General features: G+C 59.5%; 17 protein-coding genes. 12 read left to right on the top strand and 5 right to left on the bottom strand.

The annotated features are described in order from the left end of the window. Window positions 1–35 precede the first annotated feature (35 nt). The 5 genes from CVS29_RS07720 to CVS29_RS19085 all read right to left on the bottom strand — a co-directional run bounded on the left by CVS29_RS07720 (window position 36) and on the right by CVS29_RS19085 (window position 10157). Window positions 36–2714, bottom strand: coding sequence for a hypothetical protein (locus CVS29_RS07720; protein ID WP_110105761.1), 2679 nt, complete (start codon window positions 2712–2714; stop codon window positions 36–38). A gap of 1 nt (window position 2715) precedes the next feature. Then, window positions 2716–6243, bottom strand: coding sequence for a tubulin-like doman-containing protein (locus CVS29_RS07715; RefSeq protein ID WP_110105760.1), 3528 nt, complete (start codon window positions 6241–6243; stop codon window positions 2716–2718). A 62-nt stretch (window positions 6244–6305) separates the two neighbouring features. After that, the gene (locus CVS29_RS07710) at window positions 6306–9095 is read right to left on the bottom strand and encodes a VWA domain-containing protein (protein WP_110105759.1); all 2790 of its coding nucleotides are present in this window, start codon (window positions 9093–9095) and stop codon (window positions 6306–6308) included. Beyond that, window positions 9096–9620, bottom strand: coding sequence for a hypothetical protein (locus CVS29_RS07705; protein ID WP_146213017.1), 525 nt, complete (start codon window positions 9618–9620; stop codon window positions 9096–9098). Window positions 9621–10034: 414 nt separating this feature from the next. Further along, window positions 10035–10157 carry a hypothetical protein gene (locus tag CVS29_RS19085; protein WP_257032553.1) on the bottom strand — a complete coding sequence of 41 codons (123 nt, stop codon included), beginning with the start codon at window positions 10155–10157 and terminating at the stop codon, window positions 10035–10037. Window positions 10158–10325: 168 nt separating this feature from the next. On the opposite strand from CVS29_RS19085, the gene CVS29_RS07700 reads away from it, so the two are divergent. The 12 genes from CVS29_RS07700 (at window position 10326) to CVS29_RS07640 (ending at window position 21541) form a co-directional block, all read left to right on the top strand. Further along, window positions 10326–11441 (top strand): DUF475 domain-containing protein, encoded by a 1116-nt coding sequence (locus tag CVS29_RS07700; protein WP_110105757.1) that lies wholly within the window; start codon window positions 10326–10328, stop codon window positions 11439–11441. 47 nt (window positions 11442–11488) lie between these two features. Next, a complete protein-coding gene (locus tag CVS29_RS07695) occupies window positions 11489–12082 on the top strand; it encodes a TerD family protein (protein ID WP_110105756.1) in 594 nt (197 codons plus the stop codon). 69 nt (window positions 12083–12151) lie between these two features. Further along, window positions 12152–12733 (top strand): TerD family protein, encoded by a 582-nt coding sequence (locus tag CVS29_RS07690; protein WP_110105755.1) that lies wholly within the window; start codon window positions 12152–12154, stop codon window positions 12731–12733. Window positions 12734–12820: 87 nt separating this feature from the next. After that, window positions 12821–13402 (top strand): TerD family protein, encoded by a 582-nt coding sequence (locus tag CVS29_RS07685; RefSeq protein WP_110105754.1) that lies wholly within the window; start codon window positions 12821–12823, stop codon window positions 13400–13402. A 114-nt stretch (window positions 13403–13516) separates the two neighbouring features. Next, the gene (locus CVS29_RS07680) at window positions 13517–14710 is read left to right on the top strand and encodes a toxic anion resistance protein (protein WP_110105753.1); all 1194 of its coding nucleotides are present in this window, start codon (window positions 13517–13519) and stop codon (window positions 14708–14710) included. Between the two features lie 35 nt (window positions 14711–14745). Continuing rightward, window positions 14746–15303, top strand: coding sequence for a hypothetical protein (locus CVS29_RS07675; RefSeq protein WP_110105752.1), 558 nt, complete (start codon window positions 14746–14748; stop codon window positions 15301–15303). Continuing rightward, a complete protein-coding gene (locus CVS29_RS07670) occupies window positions 15291–15842 on the top strand; it encodes a TerD family protein (protein WP_170120930.1) in 552 nt (183 codons plus the stop codon). The genes CVS29_RS07675 and CVS29_RS07670 overlap by 13 nt, the downstream gene beginning before the upstream one ends. Before the next feature lie 10 nt (window positions 15843–15852). Next, window positions 15853–16755: a hypothetical protein gene (locus CVS29_RS18205; RefSeq protein WP_146213016.1), complete on the top strand. Its 903-nt coding sequence runs from the start codon at window positions 15853–15855 to the stop codon at window positions 16753–16755. A gap of 49 nt (window positions 16756–16804) precedes the next feature. After that, complete coding sequence (locus CVS29_RS07655; protein WP_110105748.1) at window positions 16805–17986, top strand: HpcH/HpaI aldolase/citrate lyase family protein; 1182 nt, start codon at window positions 16805–16807, stop codon at window positions 17984–17986. 26 nt (window positions 17987–18012) lie between these two features. Beyond that, the gene (locus CVS29_RS07650; protein WP_170120929.1) at window positions 18013–19482 is read left to right on the top strand and encodes a phosphoribosyltransferase domain-containing protein; all 1470 of its coding nucleotides are present in this window, start codon (window positions 18013–18015) and stop codon (window positions 19480–19482) included. Between the two features lie 77 nt (window positions 19483–19559). Further along, window positions 19560–20729 (top strand): cysteine protease StiP family protein, encoded by a 1170-nt coding sequence (locus CVS29_RS07645; protein WP_110105746.1) that lies wholly within the window; start codon window positions 19560–19562, stop codon window positions 20727–20729. After that, window positions 20726–21541 carry an HAD family hydrolase gene (locus CVS29_RS07640; RefSeq protein WP_110105745.1) on the top strand — a complete coding sequence of 272 codons (816 nt, stop codon included), beginning with the start codon at window positions 20726–20728 and terminating at the stop codon, window positions 21539–21541. The genes CVS29_RS07645 and CVS29_RS07640 overlap by 4 nt, the downstream gene beginning before the upstream one ends. Window positions 21542–21566: the final 25 nt, after the last annotated feature.

The raw sequence follows: 21566 nt of genomic DNA, 5'->3' as shown, positions 1-21566 counted from the left end.
AGGACGACGACGAAATAGTACTGTCCCGCCGCGGTCTAGAAGACGGGCCCATCCGGCACCTCGACGTTGCAAACCTCAGGTGTGGGAACACCCTGCTCGGCAGAGCTTTCCCACCATTTGGGACCGCTCGGGGCTTCCCTATAGGCCTTGAATTCGTGCGCACCGATGCCTTGGCTCAACTGAACCAGCCCGGCCCATTGGCTCATGCCGTTACGGGCATGGAATGGGACGCTGCGTTCAACGCGGCCCTTGCCTGAGTTACGTCCCAGATCGGTGAGCACCTCGCCGTCGAACTGGCTCGGCATGGCTGCATCCGCCTGGCTCATGCCCGACATGAACGCTGCCAAAGTGGACTGCACCACCGTTGCTCCACGGACCTCGTTGACAGCCGAAGTCATTCCTTCGGCAAGGTCCGAACGCGTGGTTTGCAGTTCAGCCAACACACGGTTCCAGACTTCGTGACTGGCAGCATTGTTGATCCCTTGCTCATCCAACGCCGCAATCCACAAAGGCAGCAGGGAAGTGTCGCCGTCGCCTTGCTGGCGGAACAGCACATCCGGATTGCCTGCAATCTCAAAGCCTCGCGCACCCAATTGAGCGGGCGCACCATTGATGGCAGTGGTCCAGGACTGATTCAACCAGCCGGTGGAAAATATGCCTTGGCGGAGCTGCGCTGCAGCCATGCTGATGGACTGGGTCTGGATTGCGGCACTGCCAACTTTTACGTTCAAGGGCAGGCCCTGCACGTACACGTCCTTGACAGCACCCTGCCCCTCCACCTTGCCAAAGGGTTCATGTAACACATTGCCCACTACGTGCGACCACGCCAAGAACTGGCTGTAAGTGTCCCCCAAACGCCGCAAATCACGAAGGATGTGGCGTAAGTTCCGGCGGTTGATCTCATCCTGTTCCAGCATGACGCTACGGGCGTTGAGCAGCCTGAACAGTTCACGTTGCCCTCGCATGAAGACAATTAGTGCCGTGATCAACCAAAGGATGACAATGCCGCCAATAATGGCCGCAGCAACGCCTCCCTCGATCGTGGCGGTGAGTAGCAAAACAACTGTAACGATGACTGCAACCACGGCAATGCCCAGGATGATCTTCATCCAGGTGGCCAGTTTCTTCTGTGCCTGCAGAACAGGGGCCAGGCTGTCCGCAGCATCGCCGGCCTGGCGAATCCTTTGAAGGACCACCTGCAATTCGCTCGTGGTGGAGATCAGAAATTGTGCTATCCGGTTTCCTACGTGAACGGCGTAACTATCGGCAAAGTATTGTTTCCAGCCGCGCATTGCATTCAGTGCGGTACTTGCTGGAACGCCAAGATTGGGGTCTGCACTGGCCGTCTGCAGCCGCTGTTCGGTGTTGTAAATTCCCATCACATCGTATGGCGGCACCGGACTCAATGACATGGAAGCATTCAGATGGGCGGGAACATTGGAGAAGCTGTCAGCAGCCCGTGGAACGGCAGAATGCGGGCTGCGCAGGACCCCACGCTCGGTACCGATCTGGACAGGCGGCAGTGACGGTACCCGCTCTCCTGCATCCGCCAGCGTCAATGCGCCAGCGGCATAGTCTTGCCAGAGAGAGGACAGATCCGCATGGATCTCGTGTTCACGCGGCATGCCAGCATTTTCCAGCACTTTATCCAGTCCAATGGCTGCCTCACGGACATCCAGCCACGAGGCAGGCATGCCATCCGGGGCAATGCCATCAACAACTACCGTGTACTGGGCCGGGGCGGAACCGAACACAACCGAATGAACGGTGGCTGCGGCTTGAGACTTGATGCGCACAGCCATGCTGTTGACCCAGTTGCGCGGCGCATTCTTGAGGGCAGCCCAAATAAAGCCAAACATCATTTTCAGCGCCGTCCAGGCGCCTATCGGTTTGGATGTAGAGACCACCTGCTGTTCCCTCGGACCTTGGAGCACATGCGCGTGTTTGGTCCACAACTGCTCGGCCATGGTCCGTGAGGCCAGTGCAACATCTTCAATGTAGATAGCTGAGGATCCCATTCGAGCTGGTAGCGGGAGCCGCTCCCCAACGTTTGTTATCTGGGAACGCAGTTCCTGTTCTACGGCTGTGGCGTCCAAATTGCGGTAGAAGGAGCGCACCAGACGGGCATTACTTCCTGGCAATGGCATTTCATGGTCCAGCACCGAACCTTCCATGCCGTGCCACATCCCCAGGATTCCAGCGCACCCCACAGCAGCATGGCGGCCAAGGTCAAAGGGATCGGTGGTGGAGTAGAGCAGACTGTGCCCCTGGTTCACACCGGAAGATTCTTCCGGCGCAAACACCACGTTGTGCCAACCCTCCTGGGCAAATTCCTGGACTGTCTCTAAATCCTGGATCCGCGCCGTGACGGCCCTGACCCGAGTCACTGGCCTGCCGCCGAAAGATGATTCAAGGAACAGCGCAATCCGCTGCCCGGTGTCTGCCGGAACCTGCAAGGCACCCTCGGCGGCATTGACCAGCACGGCTACCCGGATGCGGTCGTAGTTGCCCGCTGCGGCGGCCATGGACTGCAAGCTCACAGCCCGCTGGTTTCCACCGATGACTTCAATGCCTTTGATGCCGGTGGGGGTGACCATATCCTGTTCCACCCAAATAAAGCCGTCCACCAGCCCAAGCCCTGACCAGTCAGTGAGGACCTCTCGCAGACCGGCCAACTGCCCCTTTGCGGCAACAAGAACATTCAAGGCTGCCATGCTAGAACGCCCCCAAATCAGGTAGGCTCATGCTGTCCGGACCAGATTCCGGCCCGGACAATGCCCGCTTGTAAGCTATTTCCAAATGTTCCAGCAGAATTCCCAGACTTGCGAAAATATCTGGGGCGATGTCGCGGAACAGCGGAGTTGCTGACGCTGCCTTGCGGTTCTGAATCTTCGAGAATGAACCACCGCCCGGCGCTCCGAGATATTCGGGTTCCATGAAATGAACCCCTGCTAGGTCGCGAATGGACGTGAGCCACTTGGCAGTGTTCTCGTACCGTTCTTCCATGGTGCTGTTCGCGGTCAGTTCCGGCACCCGGCCGGCCATGCCCGACTTCGTCTGGCCCCGCGCGATCCACTGGGCCAGATCGTCAACTGCCGAGATTTCAAACAGGCCGGACGCCGGCTCCTCTATGCTGCCGTCATAGATACTCCGCAGCAAGTTGTAGGGCCGCATGGAGGAGAGTACCGGGGTTTGGTGCGTGTTCGCTACGGCTAGCAGGTACGATTCCAGAACTGCCGGGAGCCAATCATAAGACTTGGCCAGGAACTGTGAGGGCGGTGTAAGGAGCGGGTTGGGGAATTGGGACCAGCGCTTGTTTTCCTCGTCCCAGACTTCCACGGCTGAGGTGTAGGGCGGTTCGGGCAGGCGCAGCCTGCCGGTGATTTGGGCAACGAACCAGCCTGATACGAGGGCCTGCCGTTCTTCATCGCCCATGGGCAAGGATGCGGCCAGTGGGCGTGAGCGGCGCTGGCTCCAGAAACTCTTGCGTTCAGGCAATGATGTTCCCGCCCATTGCTGGGCAACGGGGGCCAGAACCGAATCAAAGACCAGCGGCGAGTAGTTGCGGTACGAGCCGAAGATATCGATCCGCTGGACCTTGTCCTCGCTTGTCATGGCTTGGGCCAGGATGGCCGCTGTTTCCTCCGCGATGTCATCATTCTCAGCAATTTTTGAGAATAATGCGGCGGATACCTCATCCAATTCACCGAAGGGCACGGAGGAGAACTTGAAACGGTATTTCACATCGTCAGTGTGGAGTTGTTGCACTACTTCACGGTTCACGCTGATCAGCGGCACTGCACGGTTGAGAGTCTCGTTGAACTTGGCGATCACATCGCGCTGACGCTCAGGGATTTCCGAGGGCCGCGCGTCAGTTCCCCTCACGTACTCGCGCAGTGAAAGTGAGCAGAATTTGTCGAAGGATTCGTTCTTGCGAGCCACGAACTTACGGGCCCGGTACAGTAGTTCCGCGGGAGCAACATGCACATGGAACGATGCCCGAGACGGTGTTAGGGGCTTGGCCGTCAAGGGGTCACGGTTGAACTCTGCAGGCTGCCAGGACGTGAGCTGCTCCATCAAACCGCCCGGGGCTAGATCTCCGCCGGCCACAGGCCAAAGGCCCCTGATAGATTGGCCCACAACAAGCCACTGGCCCTCCTTGAAGCCGCGCTGACCGGCGCCTGCCGAACCTGCCTCCACAATGTCATTCTCATATTGCGTGGAGAACGTCTTGGATTCGGTGATCAGGATTTCGTTATCTGCCACATCAAAGCGGGCAGGCACCGAAAGGTTGTCATCGCTGGGCCAGGCAGAGTACTGGTTCGTGGCAACGTTGGCGAGCCCCACTGCGGTGGGACGTGCTGCTTGGGCTTGATCCAGGATGGTCAAGGATTCGCTCAGCGCCTCGCGCATGGGCCCCACAACCTCGCTGGCAAAGGCGGACAACACGGTGGACATCGTTTTGCCTACCTGCAGTTGGAGCAGATTCGATGTCTGCCCGCGCAGCATGTCTACGAGTCGGTCAATGACTGCCTGCCCGTTTGCAATGACCTTCATCATGGCAATCTCGGTTTCAAACTGTTGCGGGATGGCTGCCACCGGCGGCACACCGTAAGCGGCCATGGTCTCCAGCGTGCCCAGGAGTTGCTCCTTGATGAGTGCTTCAATACGGTCCACCACGATCCGGGCGTAGGGCAACCCGAACTGGCTGATTGAATCTTCCACCACTGTGGTGAAACGGGCCAGCAGGTGATCCTTGTAGCCGTAGCCCCAGTGGTAGGCGGCTTCGACAGCCACATTGGTCAGCGCGGGTTTGCGCTCGTGCAGTCGTTGACGCAGGCCGCCCAGCCACTGACTAGCCGGGACACCTCCCGCCTGCGGAATGTAGGGCACAATCTGCTCGTCCGTAATGGAGTTAGAGATCCGGGCGGCGTCTTCACGGGTGAATGCGGATGCGCTGAACCAAGCTTGCACATCGTTTTGGTTGATGACGACGCCGCTGGGAACCGGCAGTTCCATGGCGCGGCAAATGTTGCTCCACTGACTATCCGCCAGGGCATTGACCTGATCAATGGATGACGCCGTACTGCCAGGCTGCATGTGTCCGAGCCGAAGCCTGTCAACAGCAGTACGAGCCAGACGCTGTGCCGCATACTCACTGTAACGATCACGGCCCATACTCAAACTGGCAAAGCCAAAGGCGCCCCAGGCCAGGTTCTCCGAGCTGGCGCCCCACCCGAAGGTGTCACGCAATGCAGGCTTGTCGGTGGAGTTATTAGTGAGGTCGTAAGCGATGAAGTCGCCTGAAGCCTTCCCGCTGAGCATCAAGGCGGCAAGGCCGCGGCCTAGGCCGCGATACAGCGTATTTTGGCTACCATCACCAAACATGGTCCGGGAAACGCCAGCAAAGCGGCCCACAGGGAAGACACGGGCAAAGGGTAGCCCGGGTTGTAGACCGTTCTTCTGGCCCAATGCGGACAAGGTTGCCGTGTCATGTCCGGCAGCGGCTGTTGTCTGTGCGGCAACAATCTCACCCAACATGGCCAACGCATTGGCACGTACCCCTCCACGGGCTGCCGGCGGAAGACCGTCGAAGGCATCCGCCGCCACCATGAAGACACCAATCATCGAGGGCGTGACGCCGGGAATCAGCGAGAGGAGTCTGCAAACGTCAAGTGCCATGGAGGCGCCGGCACCGCCTGCCATGGAGGAAACCACTAGGACCATGGGTGGATCGGCTTGATGGAAGTCGCCCATTCCGGGAACGTTCAGGGAAGCCATTTCGGTGTTCGTCTCAACGAGATTTAGTCGCTGGAAGGCGCGTTCTAGACCGCTGCGGACCTCATTGGTTTTGCTCAGCGTAATCATGCGGCCAACAGCACGCATCTGCCCCGCACCGCTGTGGATCGGTGTGTGGATCCGTTCTGGCTCCCGCGGTGCCCATGTGCCAATTTCGCCAAGCGCGGAGGCCTGGTTGAGTGTTTGGCTCAAGGCGTTATCCAAAATGGAGTAGCTGCCGCTGGCGGGGCCGGTGCCAATATAATCTCCACCTTGCTGGAAGACAGTCCCAATACCGGCAATATCAGTGTCAGGTGCTGTTGGGACATCAACGTGAACAAATTGCCAGCCTGCAGGAATTGAATCAACTCCGTGTGCTGCTAGCTCGGACTTGAGCTGGTCCATCATGAATGCCAGGGTCGATCCGCCGGATCCGCCACAACCCACTACTAGGAATTTGCGCATTATTGGTCTGCCTGTCCTGAAACTAGAGTGAAAAAATGCTGAAGAAGGTGAGTCTGCAGGCGCTAGGCACCAGGTGGTCCCCAAGGGTTGTACGGTCCAGCAGGCGGTGTTTCCTCAGGTCCGGGAACCCGCCCCGGAGGCGTCCCCCAACTCTGTTCTTGGCCAAAGCCCTGCTGCTGGTTGGCATCTTGGCCGAAACCCTGGCCTGGGTTCTGGCTAAATCCCCCGAAGCCACCATCACCGCCGGCTCCGGCGAGTGCCGGCTCCAAAACGGGTTCGGTGGCAGCTTCGTTGAGCCTGCCAAGCATTTCGGGCAAACGGCGCTTGATGTCATCTTCCAGGGTCTGCCTGCGCGCAGCTGAAATATCACCATTGGCCAGAAGGAGTACGTAGCCAGCCTGGGGATCGGTGCCCCTGTCACGCAGTAACACCCAGTGGTTGTGGATGGCCAGGGGCAGGCGCGCCTGCGTGCCCGTGCTGTCAGCACCAGGGTAGGCGGAGGAAATACCCACCCGGTTAGGGGATTCAACGCTCACGTAGCCGGTCCCCAAGGGTGAGAGGCCTGTCCGGGCCTTGAAGTCGACACCGAAAATACTGAGGGAGCGGGTTCCGCCCGGTTCCATGGGGACTAGCTGGACGAGGTCAGTGGGGCGCAACGCAAACGGCCCGCCATCACGTTCAAGCTGCCCGTAGGCCACGGTGATGGGGATCAGCTCTGCAGAAAGCGAGCTGCCGGGGATCTTGGCCACCAGCCACTTGGCTCCATAGAGCAGTAGTAGTGGGATGCCTGGTCCCAGGATCAGTGCCACTACTAGGGCGAGAATGAAGTTGGTGGTGTTCAGCGGCTTGGCCAGACTTGCGGTAAAGGCCACCTCAACGGCCATAGCCTTTGCCGGCTCACCATCGGGGGCGATCATCATGGTCATGGTCCCGTTGATGGAGCCGTTGCCCGCATGTTCGGCCTTGAATGTCAGGGGCAGGTCCGCACCGGAGGTGATGCTGATGCAGCTTTCCGCGGACTTGGCCTCACCCAGGGTGATGGCCGAGCCACCGATATCCGACGGCGATGCAACTACTTTCAGTTCCTGCCCGTCCGGGAGCCAGACACAACCGGAACCAGAAGCGGCCAGTTTGGCGTTCAAGTTGGGCACGCCCTCGGCCTGGCCGAAGTCCACCCTGGAGCCCAGCACAGGGAAGTCAGCTGGTGGAGTCAGGGTGACGGGGACGGAAACCATGGCCGGCTCCAACACGGTGCCGGGGACGTCCTTGCCCTTGAACGTGGTGGGGGCTGTGGTCAGTGTCAGGGATAGGCGCATCTGCGCCGGGCCCACGGGAAGATCCTTCAAATCCATGGAGGCAGCTGTGCCCAATGAATTTTTGTCCAATTCCCTGGCAATCACGGTGCCCTTGCCTTGGGAATCGACCAGCGTTGCAGTCAATTGCGCGGTACCCAGCAGCGAAGTGGCGTCAACGGCATCGCCGTTTTGATCAACGAGCCCAAATTGTGCGTTCGGGACGGTGTCCCCGACGTGCAGGGGTGTCTCGTCCGGATTCAGCCAAACAGGTAGGAGATTTCCCGAGATGTGAACACTTGACTTGGACACCTTGTCTTTGGATGTTCCCGCAGGATCGGTGAACCCCAACTGCCACAGCCCACTCCAGCCCTTTCCGGAGGAACCGGACTTCATCGACACTGTCAGCGTCTTCTCTGACAGCCATGTGTAAAGAATGGTGTTCTGGCCATCAGCAAGCTTGGTTTCCTTGTTCAGTTCGCCACGCGGCAACTGGATTTGTTTGCCATCAGGATTCACCATGGACGCCGTGATGCCATCAGCGTCAGCTGTGGCTAGCACGCGGACCTGGGGTGTGGTGGCATCAAGGACAAAGCGATGCGCCTGGTCTTCGCAGAAATCGATCTGGCAGATGCCGCTTGTCTGAACCAGGGGGCTGCGCCCTGGTGAGCTGATGCCGTCGAAGGCCATGAGTAGGCTGTCGATCCCGCTGGCCAGATGGAATTCACCGGGAATCGGGGTGGTCAACTTGCCGCACTCGGTCCCGCCTTTACCGGCAGTTCCGGTGGCAACGGACTTCATGAAATTAAACTCAGCCTCTTCCGGGGTTACCCCGCCAAGGCCAATGCCGAACATGGCCACCTTGGATGAACGTAGCTGATCGGCTAACCCGCCGGCGCGGCAGATGTCCTCGGCCGCGAGCTTGCCGGCCTCGATGGTGTTTTTCCGGGTGGTCAGCTCTAAGTCAGGTGCGAAGGATTTGTTGCTTCCGAAGGCTTTCTTTGCAGCGTCGGTAGTGCGGGGTTCAAAGTTCAGTCCGCCGTCGGTGAACCAGACCACGGCCTGGCAACTCGGGGCATCACCCCGGGTAGCGGCCTTCGCAGCCAGGTCCCGGCGCGCGCCGTCCAATGCTGTCCAATAGTCGGTTTCCATGCCCTTGGTCATGGACTTCAATGACGCAATGCTTCCTTGCAGATCCGGAAGGGTGGCCGGGGTCAGGGCAGTCCAATCCTTGACGTTGCGGTACTCGTTGGCAAAAACACTGATGGAAACATTGAGCGTACTTTCGGCACCGTCAGTGAATCCTGCCAATTGCTTAACAAGGTACTCTGCCGCCGTGACACGGGCATTTGCCGGGTCACGGTCACCCAGGCTGGCCGATTCGTCTACCAAAAGCAGCATGTCAGTGGCCCCACCACCAGCAATGCAGGCGCGAAAGTCATCAACCATGGTCACGGGACGGACCGGGGACTCGTCAGCGGCTTGTGCCGGGGCTGCCAACACGCCCGCTACTGGCAGGGCCAGAGCCGTGGCAGCTAAAAGGGAAAGTATGCGCTTCATTTAGATTCGTCCCACCCAATCAGCGATCTTCAAGGCGCTGATCACAACGGCGATCAGACTAAGCACAATGGCCCCGCGGTAGAGCCACGAGACAAATCCGCTGGAGGAATACAACGCGGCTGTGCGTGCTCGCGTGTCTTGGATGGAAAAAACCGCTACCAAAGCGATCGCAATGGGGCCTGCCAGGATCCAGGCGCCAATGGCGAATGCTGCGGTGCTGCCAAGCAGGAGTGCCACGAGCATGGCGATGATGCTGGCGGCAACTGCCGCGTACAGCCAAACAACAGGTGCGTTGGTGGGACGCAGGGGTGCGGAGCCGCCGTCGTAGTGACCGCCGCCAACCGCCATGCCAGTACCGAAGCCGGCAGGAGTAGACCCGCCGTAGACATTTCGGTCAGCACCATCAGCACCAACAGCACCGAATGGATTGGCGCTACCCGAAGCACCCGCGGGTGAGGGCGCATTGCCCGGGGCACTAGCGCCACCAAACTGGCCAAAATCGAATGGCCTTCCGTTGTCAGACATGGTGCTGCTCCCCCGCATATTGGACGATCCGTGGTGAAAGCAAAATTCCCGCGCGCACGCACGCACAGTTACTTAACTTTGAGACCGCCATCACTGTGGTAATAGTAGGCATTTGACCACTCTCCGGACAAATGTCTACCGCTATAAGTCCCGGGAGACTTTCAAGAGGTGCTATACCGGGTTTTTGTGACGCCGGAACTTTAATGCCACGCCAAGCCGGCTGAAAGGGCCGTGCCCTGATCAGATCCGCCTTGCTCATGCCCCTGCCTTGTCCATGCACACCATTCATTTGCCCAGAGAAACCCCAAGAATCCTCAAAGAACTCGCGGAACTTCAGTGAGGAAGGTAGGAACCTTTGAGCTGATTGCCCACACTAGGGCGGGGGTGAGACATTCTTGGCCCTCAAGGGAGCCTCTATGCCGTCTGCAACGCCCAGGCTGCCACCTGCGAACGTTCCAGAGAATCCCGTATGTACAACACGAAACGCAAAATGTCAGTGGGGAAGGGCACAATGTTTGTCACTAGTTTCGGTGACATGATGGAACGTTTTAGCGTTGCCAACCATTAGGAATATGTAGCGTGAATGGAGATAATTGAGTTTGCACGATCCACGCCAGCGCCGCGAGGCGTTGCATCGCCTATCCAGATCGACCAAATCCCTGATCTGAGTCAGTTCATGGGATATCTTGAGGAGCTTGTCAGCGCGTGTTCATAAAAACTTTTGGTTGGTCCTTCGGGATCACCGCGGTGGCACTGATTGTCGCCTACTTCTACGGTGGCGTTGAAGCGCTTATTCTCTGTGCCATCCTCGGTGTTCTTGAGATCAGCCTCAGCTTCGACAATGCTGTGGTCAACGCGCGCATTCTGGAGAAGATGAGCGAGTTCTGGCAGAAAATCTTCCTCACAGTCGGTATCCTCATCGCCGTGCTCGGTATGCGCATCGCGTTCCCGTTGTTGATTGTTGGTGTTACGGCCAATCTCAACCCGGTGCAAGCCATCTCGCTCGCACTGGAAAAGGGCGATATCCACACGCCCGGCAGCTACGCCTACTTACTCCATGATGCACACCCGCAAATCGCTGCCTTTGGTGGTGTCTTCTTGCTGATGCTGTTCCTGGACTTCATGTTCGAAGAACGCGAGCTGCACTGGATCAAGTGGCTTGAAAAGCCGTTGGCGTTCATTGGCCGTCTGCACGGTGCGTCCATGGCGATCGCCCTGCTGATCCTTGTTGCCTCGGCCCTCATGGTCCGTCCCGGCAAGGAGGTTGACGTCCTGATTGCGGGCATCCTCGGCATGGTCACCTACATGCTCGTCAACGGCCTCGGTGACCTTTTCGACGTCGACGGTGACGGTGATTCGGATGCGGACGATATCGACGCCGAGGCGGCAAAAATCGCCAAGAAGGCAAATAGGGGTGTGGGCAAGGCTGTTGGCAAGGCCGCCTTTATGCTCTTCCTCTACCTTGAAGTCATTGACGCCTCGTTCTCCTTCGACGGCGTGATCGGCGCCTTCGCCATCACCTCCGACCCCATCATCATCGCCCTGGGTCTGGGCTTGATCGGTGCCATCTTTGTCCGTTCACTGACGGTTTTCCTTGTCCGCGAAGGCACCTTGGATGACTATGAATACCTTGACCACGGCGCCCACTGGGCCATTGGTGCATTGGCCATCATCTTGTTGCTGACCATCAGCATCGAGGTCAACGAGATAGTGACCGGCGTCATTGGAGTCCTCTTCATCGGCGCAGCATTCCTCTCCTCTGTTGTCCGCAACAAGCGGGTCGCAGCTGCCACAACCCCTGTTGGGCAGCTCTCTCGCTAACCCTCAAGCCAATTTTTTCCACTGCTATTCACTAGGAGCAAAACGTTATGGGACTTAGTTTGCAAAAGGGCCAGGCCCTTTCACTGAAGAAGAACGACGGCGCTGCCCTCACCCGGGTGCGGATGGGCTTGGGCTGGGACTCTGCAGCCCCGGTAAAGCGCGGACTCTTCGGTGGCTTGAAAAAGGCTGCTGATGTTGACTTGGACGCTTCGGCCATCTTCTTTGACGCCAGTGGCAAGGCTATTGACACGGTGTTCTTCAACCAGTTGCAAAGCAAGGACGGTTCCACCCAGCACACCGGTGACAACCTCACGGGTGAAGGCGAAGGCGACGACGAGACCATTCTGGTTGACCTGGCCAAGGTTTCTCCTGCCGTTGCCCAGATTGTCTTTGTGATCAGCAGCTACTCCCGCCAGAGCTTTGACACCATCCAGAACGCGTTTTGCCGCCTGATCGATGACTCCACAGCAGGCTCCCCCGAGGTGGCCCGCTTCCAGCTGACGGATGCCGGCACACACACAGCCATGATCATGTCCAAGGTTTCCCGGGAAGGAACCGGCTGGAAGTTCACGGCCATTGGGGACCGCGCCAACGGGCGCACTGCCATGGACTTGATCCAGCCCGCGGCCAACGCACTGTAGGGTTTCGCCAAAGGCTCTTTTGTTTTAGTTTATTAGCGGCACTTTTGTAATTAGAGGAGTTCAGTTCTTATGGCATCTTTGACACTTTCTAAGGGCAGCAACCTTTCCCTGACCAAGGCCGATCCCGGCCTGCAATTGGCCATGGTTGGTTTGGGTTGGGATCCGCGCACCACCAGCGGTGACCAGTTCGACTTGGATGCATCAGCAATTCTGGTCACTGCCAGCGGCAAAGTCCGCAACAATGACGATTTCATCTTCTACAACCAGCTCGAGTCCAAAGACGGCTCGGTTGTGCACCAGGGAGATAACCGCACGGGTGAGGGCGACGGTGATGACGAGCAGATCCTGATCAACCTCGCCACAGTCCCCTCCGACATTGACCGCGTGGTCATTGTTGTCTCGATCGACCAGGCGGAAGCCCGCGGCCAGAACTTCGGTCAGGTCCGTGACGCTTACTGCCGCGTGATCAACCAGGAAAATGACCACGAAATTGTCCGCTACGACCTTTCCGAGGACGCCGCATCTGAGACCACCATGGTCTTCGCTGAAATTTACCGCAACGGCGGCGAATGGAAGTTCCGTGCCGTGGGTCAGGGCTACGCCAGTGGCCTTCACGGCATTGCAACCGACTACGGAATCGTCCTGGACTAGTCCACCTTTGGTGCGCGGAATGATCCGCGCACCACACGAGCGCAACCGGCAATCCGCCGACCACTAACAACGTAAGGACACGATCTCATGGCTGGACTTTCGCTTGCCAAGGGCAACAACCTTTCCCTGACCAAGACTGACCCGGGCCTCCAGCAGGCCCTGATCGGCCTGGGCTGGGATCCTCGCACCACCACGGGTGAGGCCTTTGACTTAGACGCCTCGGCGCTCCTCGTCGGCGCATCCGGCAAGGTCCGGTCCGGCGATGATTTCATCTTTTACAACCAGCCCGCTGCCAAGGACGGTTCGGTGACACACCTCGGTGACAACCGCACCGGTGACGGGGCAGGTGACGACGAGCAGATCCTGATTGATTTGACCAAGGTCGCCTCCGACGTCGAACGCATTGTCATTGTGGTCTCCATTGACCAGGCAGAAGCCCGTGGTCAGAACTTTGGCCAGGTCCGTGGCGCGTACTGCCGCGTGGTCAACCAGGGCAATGAGCAAGAAATCGTGCGCTTTGACCTGAGCGAGGACGCAGCCCCAGAGACGTCCATGCTGTTCTCGGAAATTTACCGCAACGGCACCGAATGGAAGTTCAAGGCAGTGGGCCAGGGCTACGCCAGCGGCCTCGCAGGGATCGCCACCGACTTCGGTGTCCCGCTCGGATAACCACCCGCACAAGCGTGCAGAAGTCCGTGCCAACAGCTCTTCGCGTGGCACGGGCTTCAGCCATAAATTAGCATTTGCCGCAACCTCCAACTATTTGGAAAATTGGATCTCACCATGACTTCTCCTTTGACCCCTCCCACCGAAGCCGAAACCGCTCTTGTCCTGAAGGCCCCTGACGCCCCCGCGATCGTCGTGGCTGACGAAGCACCCGGAATGGTTCCCGTTCCGATGGAACGTCAGAGTGAAATCAACCGTCAGGCCAAGGACTTCATCGCGGAGATCGCCACTTTTGATGCCCGCAGCCCCGAATTCACCACCAAGGTGGACGGTATTTCAAAGTTGGCCGGCAGCGAGATGACCAACTCTTCGGATGCCTCAAGCCGCATGCTGGAACGCTCATCAACTTCTGTTGCCGGGGCAAAGAAGAGCGGCAATAGTGCCCAGGCCCAGGTGGCTGGCACCTTGAATGACCTGCGCAGCACGGTGGAATCCTTGACGCCCAACAACGCCGATCTGGGTGTTGGCCGGAAAATTCTGGGGTTCATCCCCGGCGGCAACAAGATGGCCAAGTACTTCCAGAAGTACGAATCGGCGCAGACCCAGCTCGATGCCATCATTAAATCGCTCATGGCCGGCCAGGATGAACTCCTCAAGGACAACGCCTCCTTGGCAGGGGAAAAGGTCCAGCTGTGGGAAACCATGCAGAGCCTGAGTGAATACGCCGTCTTCGCCAAGGCGTTGGATGGTGCCTGTGTTGAAAAGATTGACGCCACCCGGGCCTCGGGCCAGATTGAGCAGGCTCAAAAGCTTGAGGCCGATGTACTCTTCCCCATCCGCCAGCGCCATCAGGACATCCTGACGCAGCTGGCAGTTTCGGTGCAGGGCTACCTGGCCATGGACCTGATCCGCAAGAACAACTTAGAACTCATCAAGGGTGTTGACAGGGCTCGTACCACCACCATTTCGGCGCTGCGCACGGCCGTGATTGTGGCTCAGGCCCTGGCGAACCAGAAAATGGTGCTGGATCAGATCGATGCCATCAACACCACCACGAACAACATGATCTTGAAGACTTCAGAGATGCTCAAGGATCAGACGGTGCGCATCCACCAGCAGGCTGCCAGCTCCGGTGTCAGCGTTGAGACGCTGCAGAAGGCCTTCGACAACGTCTTTGAGACCATGGACGCCATTGATACCTTCCGCGCATCGGCCGCCAAAAACATGGAAGGCACTGTGCACGCCCTCGAGGACGGTCTTGCCAAGGCAAAACCGTACTTGGAGCGTTCACGCCAGTCAGAACGCGAGTAGGCTGAAACGTACGACGACGAAGCAAGGGTAAAGCAATGATTGGCCGTTTTGTGGGGGGCAGGTTTGGCGGTGGCCAAGCGCCCCAAACACCTGCCTCACCTGCAGTTGACCCGGTGGCGGAGGAAATCGCCCAAATGGGCCTTTCCGTGGACAATTTGCGGGCATCCGTGCGCCGTTCCGGCAGCAGGCTTCCCCCTTTGATCACCTCGCAGCTGCGGCATTTGGGAGACCTGATGCGCGAGGCCGTGACTGATATTGGCATAAGAGGCTGCTCCACGGAGCAGCGCGTGCTGCTCAACGCCATGATTTGCAGCTACGTCCCCACCCCGCTACAGGCCTACTTGGCGCTGCCTCCTGCACACCATGACGAAGAGTCCCCCGCAACGTTCCTTTTTGCGGAGCAACTGGCCACTTTGCAACTGACTCTGGCGGACCTGCTGAATCAGATCCGCATTGGCGCCGTGGAGGAACTTTCCACTCATGGGCGTTTCTTGGCTGACAAGTTCTCGGCCCAGGACGCTGCGCTGCAGCTTCAACCACCCCCAACAGAGAGAGATCCATTGCGTTTGGAGGGCCAATCGTGGCATCACTAGTGGCGGGGGCCAATGCGGCCCTGACAGCTGAAAACCCGGGCCTGAATCAGGTTCTTGTGGCCATGGGTTGGGATACCATCCCGAGCCATGGCCCGCAGGCAGAGCTGGTCCCCTTCGCCATTATGTGCGATTCAGACGGCAAGGCTGTCTCCAATGAGCATCTGGTATTTTTCAACCAGCTTGTCAGCGCCGATGCTTCCGTGACGTTTGTGGGCGGCAACGATCAAGAACAGATCGATGTTGAGTTGAGCCTGATTCCGCAGGATATTTCCAAGATCATCTTTTTGGCCTACGTTGACCCGGAATTTCGCGGCCAAGGCACTTTTGCGGCAGTGCGCAACGCCCACATCCGTGTAGCCACGGCTGAGAACCGCGAGCTTGTCCGTTTTGATCTTGCCGTTAGTCAGCTGGATTCAGTAACTGCCATGATCTTCGGCGAACTCTACCGGCACCGCGACGACTGGAAATTCCGTGCCTTGGGCCAGGGTTACAGCAGCGGCCTGGCCGGGGTGGCCAAGGACTACGGGATCAGCCTGTAGGCCCGCCGACGTGAACATTCCTTCAACTCCACGCACAGATCTTCCGTACTTGCGTCGCCGGGTCAAGCCAGGCACCGCCAAACCGGCTCCCGCTCAGGCACCAATTCGGGCTGCGGCGGCCCCCGCACCAGCTTCCACTCCAAGCCCTTCGCTGAGCCTTCGTTCCCCGGCAGCAGCGGCCCCCGCACCAGTTTCGGCTCCAAGTCCGTCGCTGAGCCTGCGTCAACCAGCCACGGTACCGGCAGCCACACCGGCCACACCAACCGCCACCCAGGGCGGGGCGCCGCGGCCCTCCGGACTGGTGTTAGGAGGCGCGGCACCGGACTCGTCCACGAGTCCTAGGGCAAAGAAGTTGGCAGCTCAGAGGGAAAAGGCAAGGCGTGAGGACCATGAGGTGGCTCTGCTGTTCGAGGCACCTGGCATCCGGGATATTTTTGAATTGAACCTCGCGGACCGGGTCCTGAGGTTATCCGCGCTGGAGTCATCCGTTGGCACCCTGCTGGTGGGCGGCAGCACCGCCGTGGCCTGGGAGGACGTGCGCCATGTGACTGGTGGCCAGAGCGTTGACGGCCACAAGGCTGGCACCGCCGTGATGACCTCCGGAAACCGCGAGCTTGTGGGATATCATGGCCGCGATGCCCTGGTTTCCCTCCGTCACGTCCGTGAGCTGCGGCGCGCTATTTTCATCAATCGCAGTAGCTCCGCCATGGGAGTGCGGCTGTATTCCGGGGAGTCCGTGGCCCTGCCGCCAGCAGCTGACGGCACACAAATGGTGCTGCTGCTGCACAGGATCGGTAATGTCTTGGAACTGCGGGCAGAACCTATTCCGCACGACTGGTCTGATTTACAGATTTGGCAGGAGTTTGACTTCTCCATGACTCACCGCGCACCCACCACCGCCTACGGACGCTAGGGTATCCGCCCAAATAATGCCTACTTCACGCAGCACCTTGAAAGAGCACATGCGACACTTCCGCTCCCTGACAGCCTCCCAAGAAGCGAGACTTTTCCACCGGCTGCCGGTGGAATTGACGGCGGATAGCGCCCCCGAGCTGCAGGCCGTTGCCTTGGGTGGGACACTTTACACCCCCGCCAACCGGCCGGATCTGGTCAAAGATGTGCGCCGTCAACGTGACCTTGGCTGCGTGTCCATGGTGCTGTGCTTAGAAGACTCCATTGCTGACGCGGAGGTTGCCGCCGCCGAGAAAAATGTGATCGCTGCGCTCGGTGTGCTCGCCGCCTGCGACGAGCCCTTACCCCTGCTCTTTGTCAGGGTCAGAACACCTGAGCAACTTCTCTCGGTGGCCCGCCGGGCCGGGCCCAGCACGGGGGTCCTGACAGGTTTTGTCATCCCCAAGTTTGACAACGAATCAGGGGTGGCGGCCGCATTCCTGCACGCCCTGCACCTGATCCAATCCGAGCTCGGATTGGACGGCACCACGGAGGGTAAGCACCGCCTGCGGATTATGCCCATTTTGGAATCACCGGCCGTGATCCATGCCGAAAGCCGTGCCACGGCACTGACAAATGTTCATGCCTTGTTGTCCGCCCACCGGGAGGACATTCTCTCAGTCCGGATTGGCGCTACGGACATGTCCAGCGCCTTCGGCCTGCGCCGCTCACGCGATATGACCATATACGACGTCAAAGTGGTGGCTAGTGTCATTGGCGATATTGTGAACGTTCTGGGCCGGCCGGAGAGCGGCTTTGTTATCTCCGGCCCCGTCTGGGAGCACTTTGCCAACACGGAAAGGGTGCTACGCCCACAATTGCGGCTCACCCCGTTTGTGGGGCCGCAAGAAATTCAATTGCGCCAACGCATCATGACAGCCAACCTGGACACTCTCATCCGCGAGATAGAACTCGATTTAGCCAACGGGTTGCTGGGCAAAACCGTCATCCATCCCACCCATGTGGCTCTAGTGCACGCCATGAGCGTTGTCAGCCATGAGGAATATCTTGACGCTCTGGCCATTGCCGGCAACGTCAACGGCGGTGCCGCGGCGTCCCCTTATGGCAACAAAATGAATGAGATGAAACCACACCAACCGTGGGCGCACCGCACTCTTGTGCGCGCCGACGCTTTTGGTGTGGCGGCGGCTGACATCACTTTTGTGGACCTCCTCGAAGTGAGCATGGCGTGAATGGGCATGGAGTAAGGGATCACAGCGTGAGCGCGCCGTGGCGTGGAACCTTCGTTGCCACGGCACTGGATGTGTCCCTTCACAGCGACCCCTCTAGCGCCGTGGACGTGGCCGATCTGGTGGGTCTGGCCCTGCGCCGCAACCCCAAGCGCGCTCATTTGCTGGTCTCTCAGGTTTTGGCCAAGCATGTCCCCACCGAACCGGGGCTGGTTATTGCTGCTGGTGAACTATTGGGTGCTTTTGTCGCGGACCGGCTCGCGGCCATGGCGGACGACGCCGATCCTCACCCGCCATGCTCCAGCCCACCCCCTGCTCCGCTACTTCAGGCTGCTAAAGCTCTGAGCACGGTCCTGCAATCGCCCTCACCACAGCGGCGTGCGGTCATCGCCGCTCTCACCGAGCATGTGGCGCGGCTGCGCACCCAGGTGCCGGACGCCGTGGTGATTGGCTATGCCGAAACGGCCACCGGGCTGGGGCGGCTCGTGGCCAATGCCTTGGGCGCCTACTACATCCATTCCACCCGCCATGCAACGCCCGGGGTAGCCTCAGTGGCAGGCTTTGAGGAAGGGCATTCGCACGCCACCTCGCACACCATGGTCCCCACCGATCCGCACTGGCTCGACGGAAACGGGCCCGTGATTCTTGTTGATGACGAGTTCAGCACCGGTTCCACCGTCATCAACACAATCCGTGAACTGCACGCCCTGGTGCCGCACTCCACGTATGTTGTGGCTGCGCTGATTGACCTGCGCAGCGCAGTGGACCGGGCGCGTTTTACGGCCCTCGCGCAGGAGCTGGAGTGCCGAATATCGGTGACGGCGTTGGGTACGGGCCGGATCGAGTTGGGGGAGGACATTTTGGCGCGTGCCAGCGCGTTAATTCAGACGCTGCCTCAAGAAGCCGCTAAAGGCACAGTGCCGCTTCCCGGAGGCCGGCTCTCGATGCTTGAACTCACGGCCGCGGATGTCACCCCCGTGCGCAGCGACCGTTTCGGCACTACTGCCCCACCCGCCGACGCCACGATTGCATCAATTGCGGCGCACGTAGCGGAGCACTTAGCGGCTCTGGACTGTCAGGGGCCCATTGTGGTGGTGGGCTGTGAGGAAAACATGTTCGTGCCGTTGGCGGTGGCGCAGGCGCTCGAGGTGCTGCGTCCGGGTGATAACGTGCGCTTTTCCACCACAACCCGCTCCCCCATTGTGCCCATCGATCGGGATGATTACGCCATTTCCGGGGCGTTGACATTCGCCAGTCATGATCTCACCCATGACGGTCCCGGCGTACGTTTTGCCTACAACCTGAACGGCTCAGGCCAGCGGCCAGGGACTGTGGTGGTGTTCCCGGAACCTGGCACCTCCCGCCGCGATGTGGTGCACAGTGCTGTTCCGGAGCTTGCCCCTTTGGGGATGGCGCAAGCAATGACGAAGGTAGCCGATGACGCAGTGATCATTCTGCTCCCGGCCCACTCTCCTGCACCACCCCGAACCGCACCCTAACCGTTAAAGCTAGCCAACTATCTAGCCATCCAGCCCCGCCCAGCCAATCCAGCCGTCCAGTCGATCAGAGGTCCCTCATGAGCCAGCCTGCCCTGCCAACACCCCTGACCGGGCCTGCTTTTGGCTCCTATGCCTCCGATGAGGTCACCTGGCTCTTGAAGGACCTCAGCCACCTGGCATTGGAGGCCCCTACCGCGGATCGTGAACACGCCATCCAGTCCGGTGCCGCCAACTACGCCGAGTCGCTGCCTGTGGAATACTCTCCAAGCGCTGAGTATCAGGAGCTCTACACCGAGGCCGTGACCCGAGCCGGCGCACGGCTTGCCACAGCTGTGGCAGTGGTGACCGAGCTGGCACTGGCCGCCCGCAACAACGCTCCGGTGCTGGTTTCCCTGGCCCGTGCGGGCACGCCCATAGGTATTTTGATGCGGCGTTGGGCCAAGGAGATCCACGGCCTGGAACTGGAGCACTTCACCATGAGCATTGTGCGCGGTGTTGGCTTGGACCAGACGGCGCTGCGCTATTTAGCGGCCAACTTTGACCCCGCAAGGATTCTTTTTGTAGATGGCTGGACCGGCAAAGGCGCTATTTCCCGTGAGCTGAGCGCAGCCTTGGATGACTTCGCTGCACGTTCCGGGATCCGTTTCCCCGACGATCTGGCCGTGTTGGCGGACCCCGGACACTGCGTATCCATGTTCGGCACCCGGGAGGACTACCTCATTCCGTCAGCCTGTTTGAATTCCACGGTTTCCGGGCTGGTTTCACGCACCGTGTACAACGTGAACCACATTGATCCGCATGAATTCCACGGTGCCAAGTTCTACTCCGAATTGGCTCCCAATGATGTCTCCAACGGCTTCCTCGACGCCGTCTGCGCCCACTTTGCACAGGTCCGTCCCGACGCGCTGCGTTTGGCAAAAGAACACCTAACCGCGGCACCTGCCCCCAGCTGGATTGGGTGGGCGGCAGTGGAACGGATCAGCACCGAATATGGCATTAACAACGTCAATCTGGTCAAGCCTGGCGTGGGCGAAACCACCCGGGTGCTGCTGCGGCGGGTGCCATGGAAGGTGCTGGTCAACCCGGAGGCAAGGGCCGACGTGGCCCATGTTTTGTTGCTGGCGCAACAGCGCGGCACCCCTGTGGAGGAAGTCCCGGGCCTGCCGTACAGCTGTGTGGGCCTGATCCATCCGCAGTTCGATAAGAGCGCTGTGGGCGCCGACGGCAAAGCGGTGCCCAACGCATGAGTTACTCCTCTGTTGTGGCGTGCGATCTGGACCGCACCCTCATTTATTCCAAAAACGCGCTCTGGCTCACTGGTGCCGATAAGGATGCCCCGGCCATGGTGGTTGCAGAGGTTTATGAGGGTGCCCCATTGTCCTTCATGACGCGAACAGCTCAGGAACTGCTGCTTTTGGTACAGCAGCTTGCCTGTTTTGTCCCCGCGACCACACGTACGCAGGCCCAGTACCAGCGGGTGCAACTGCCGGGCCCTGTCCCCGAATATGCCATCACCTCAAATGGTGGGGTGCTGTTGCATCACGGCACGCCGGACACGGCGTGGAACGCGCAGCTGATAGCCAGTTTGAGGGCGTGCTGCGCACCGTTAGAAGAGATTCAGGCGCACCTTTCCAAGCCGGAGTTTGTGCCGTGGATCCTGCGGCTGCGCCAGGCTGAGGACCTGTTTGTCTACGCCATCATTGACCGGGAAGCCATGCCTGAGGCCTTCCTGAGCGAGCTTGTGGACCTTTGCGCCACGGCGGGTTGGCGCGTTTCGGTGCAGGGCCGGAAGCTGTATTGCGTCCCTGAGCCCATTAACAAACGCGCCGCCCTGGCAGAAGTAGTCTCGCGGACGGGCACTGGGAAAGTCATTGCCGCTGGTGATTCGCTGCTGGATCAGGGCATGCTGGAGCTCGCCCACCTCGCCTTCCGCCCCCTTCACGGAGAATTGCACGACGCCGACTACCGGGCCTCACATTTGCGGCTCACCTCGGTACGCGGTGTTCTTGCGGGTGAGGAAATTCTGCGCAGCATCCTGGCCGAAGTCACCGCTAACTGACGCGGTAAGCTCAAGGGATACCCCT

It is taken from the genome of Arthrobacter psychrochitiniphilus (assembly GCF_003185915.1).
GTDB lineage: Bacteria > Actinomycetota > Actinomycetes > Actinomycetales > Micrococcaceae > Specibacter > Specibacter psychrochitiniphilus.
The sequence above is the reverse complement of the archived record's forward strand: the minus strand, read 5'-3'. Positions and strand labels throughout refer to the sequence as shown.

Excerpts from the sequence above, each read along its gene's own strand:
- CVS29_RS07715 (WP_110105760.1), bottom strand. The coding sequence starts at position 6,243 with ATGCGCAAATTCCTAGTAGTGGGTTGTGGCGGATCCGGCGGATCGACC.
- CVS29_RS07655 (WP_110105748.1), top strand. The coding sequence starts at position 16,805 with ATGCGACACTTCCGCTCCCTGACAGCCTCCCAAGAAGCGAGACTTTTC.
- CVS29_RS07675 (WP_110105752.1), top strand. The coding sequence starts at position 14,746 with ATGATTGGCCGTTTTGTGGGGGGCAGGTTTGGCGGTGGCCAAGCGCCC.
- CVS29_RS07695 (WP_110105756.1), top strand. The coding sequence starts at position 11,489 with ATGGGACTTAGTTTGCAAAAGGGCCAGGCCCTTTCACTGAAGAAGAAC.
- CVS29_RS07720 (WP_110105761.1), bottom strand. The coding sequence starts at position 2,714 with ATGGCAGCCTTGAATGTTCTTGTTGCCGCAAAGGGGCAGTTGGCCGGT.
- CVS29_RS07640 (WP_110105745.1), top strand. The coding sequence starts at position 20,726 with ATGAGTTACTCCTCTGTTGTGGCGTGCGATCTGGACCGCACCCTCATT.
- CVS29_RS07705 (WP_146213017.1), bottom strand. The coding sequence starts at position 9,620 with ATGTCTGACAACGGAAGGCCATTCGATTTTGGCCAGTTTGGTGGCGCT.
- CVS29_RS19085 (WP_257032553.1), bottom strand. The coding sequence starts at position 10,157 with ATGTCACCGAAACTAGTGACAAACATTGTGCCCTTCCCCACTGACATT.
- CVS29_RS07645 (WP_110105746.1), top strand. The coding sequence starts at position 19,560 with ATGAGCCAGCCTGCCCTGCCAACACCCCTGACCGGGCCTGCTTTTGGC.
- CVS29_RS07685 (WP_110105754.1), top strand. The coding sequence starts at position 12,821 with ATGGCTGGACTTTCGCTTGCCAAGGGCAACAACCTTTCCCTGACCAAG.
- CVS29_RS07690 (WP_110105755.1), top strand. The coding sequence starts at position 12,152 with ATGGCATCTTTGACACTTTCTAAGGGCAGCAACCTTTCCCTGACCAAG.
- CVS29_RS07710 (WP_110105759.1), bottom strand. The coding sequence starts at position 9,095 with ATGAAGCGCATACTTTCCCTTTTAGCTGCCACGGCTCTGGCCCTGCCA.
- CVS29_RS07680 (WP_110105753.1), top strand. The coding sequence starts at position 13,517 with ATGACTTCTCCTTTGACCCCTCCCACCGAAGCCGAAACCGCTCTTGTC.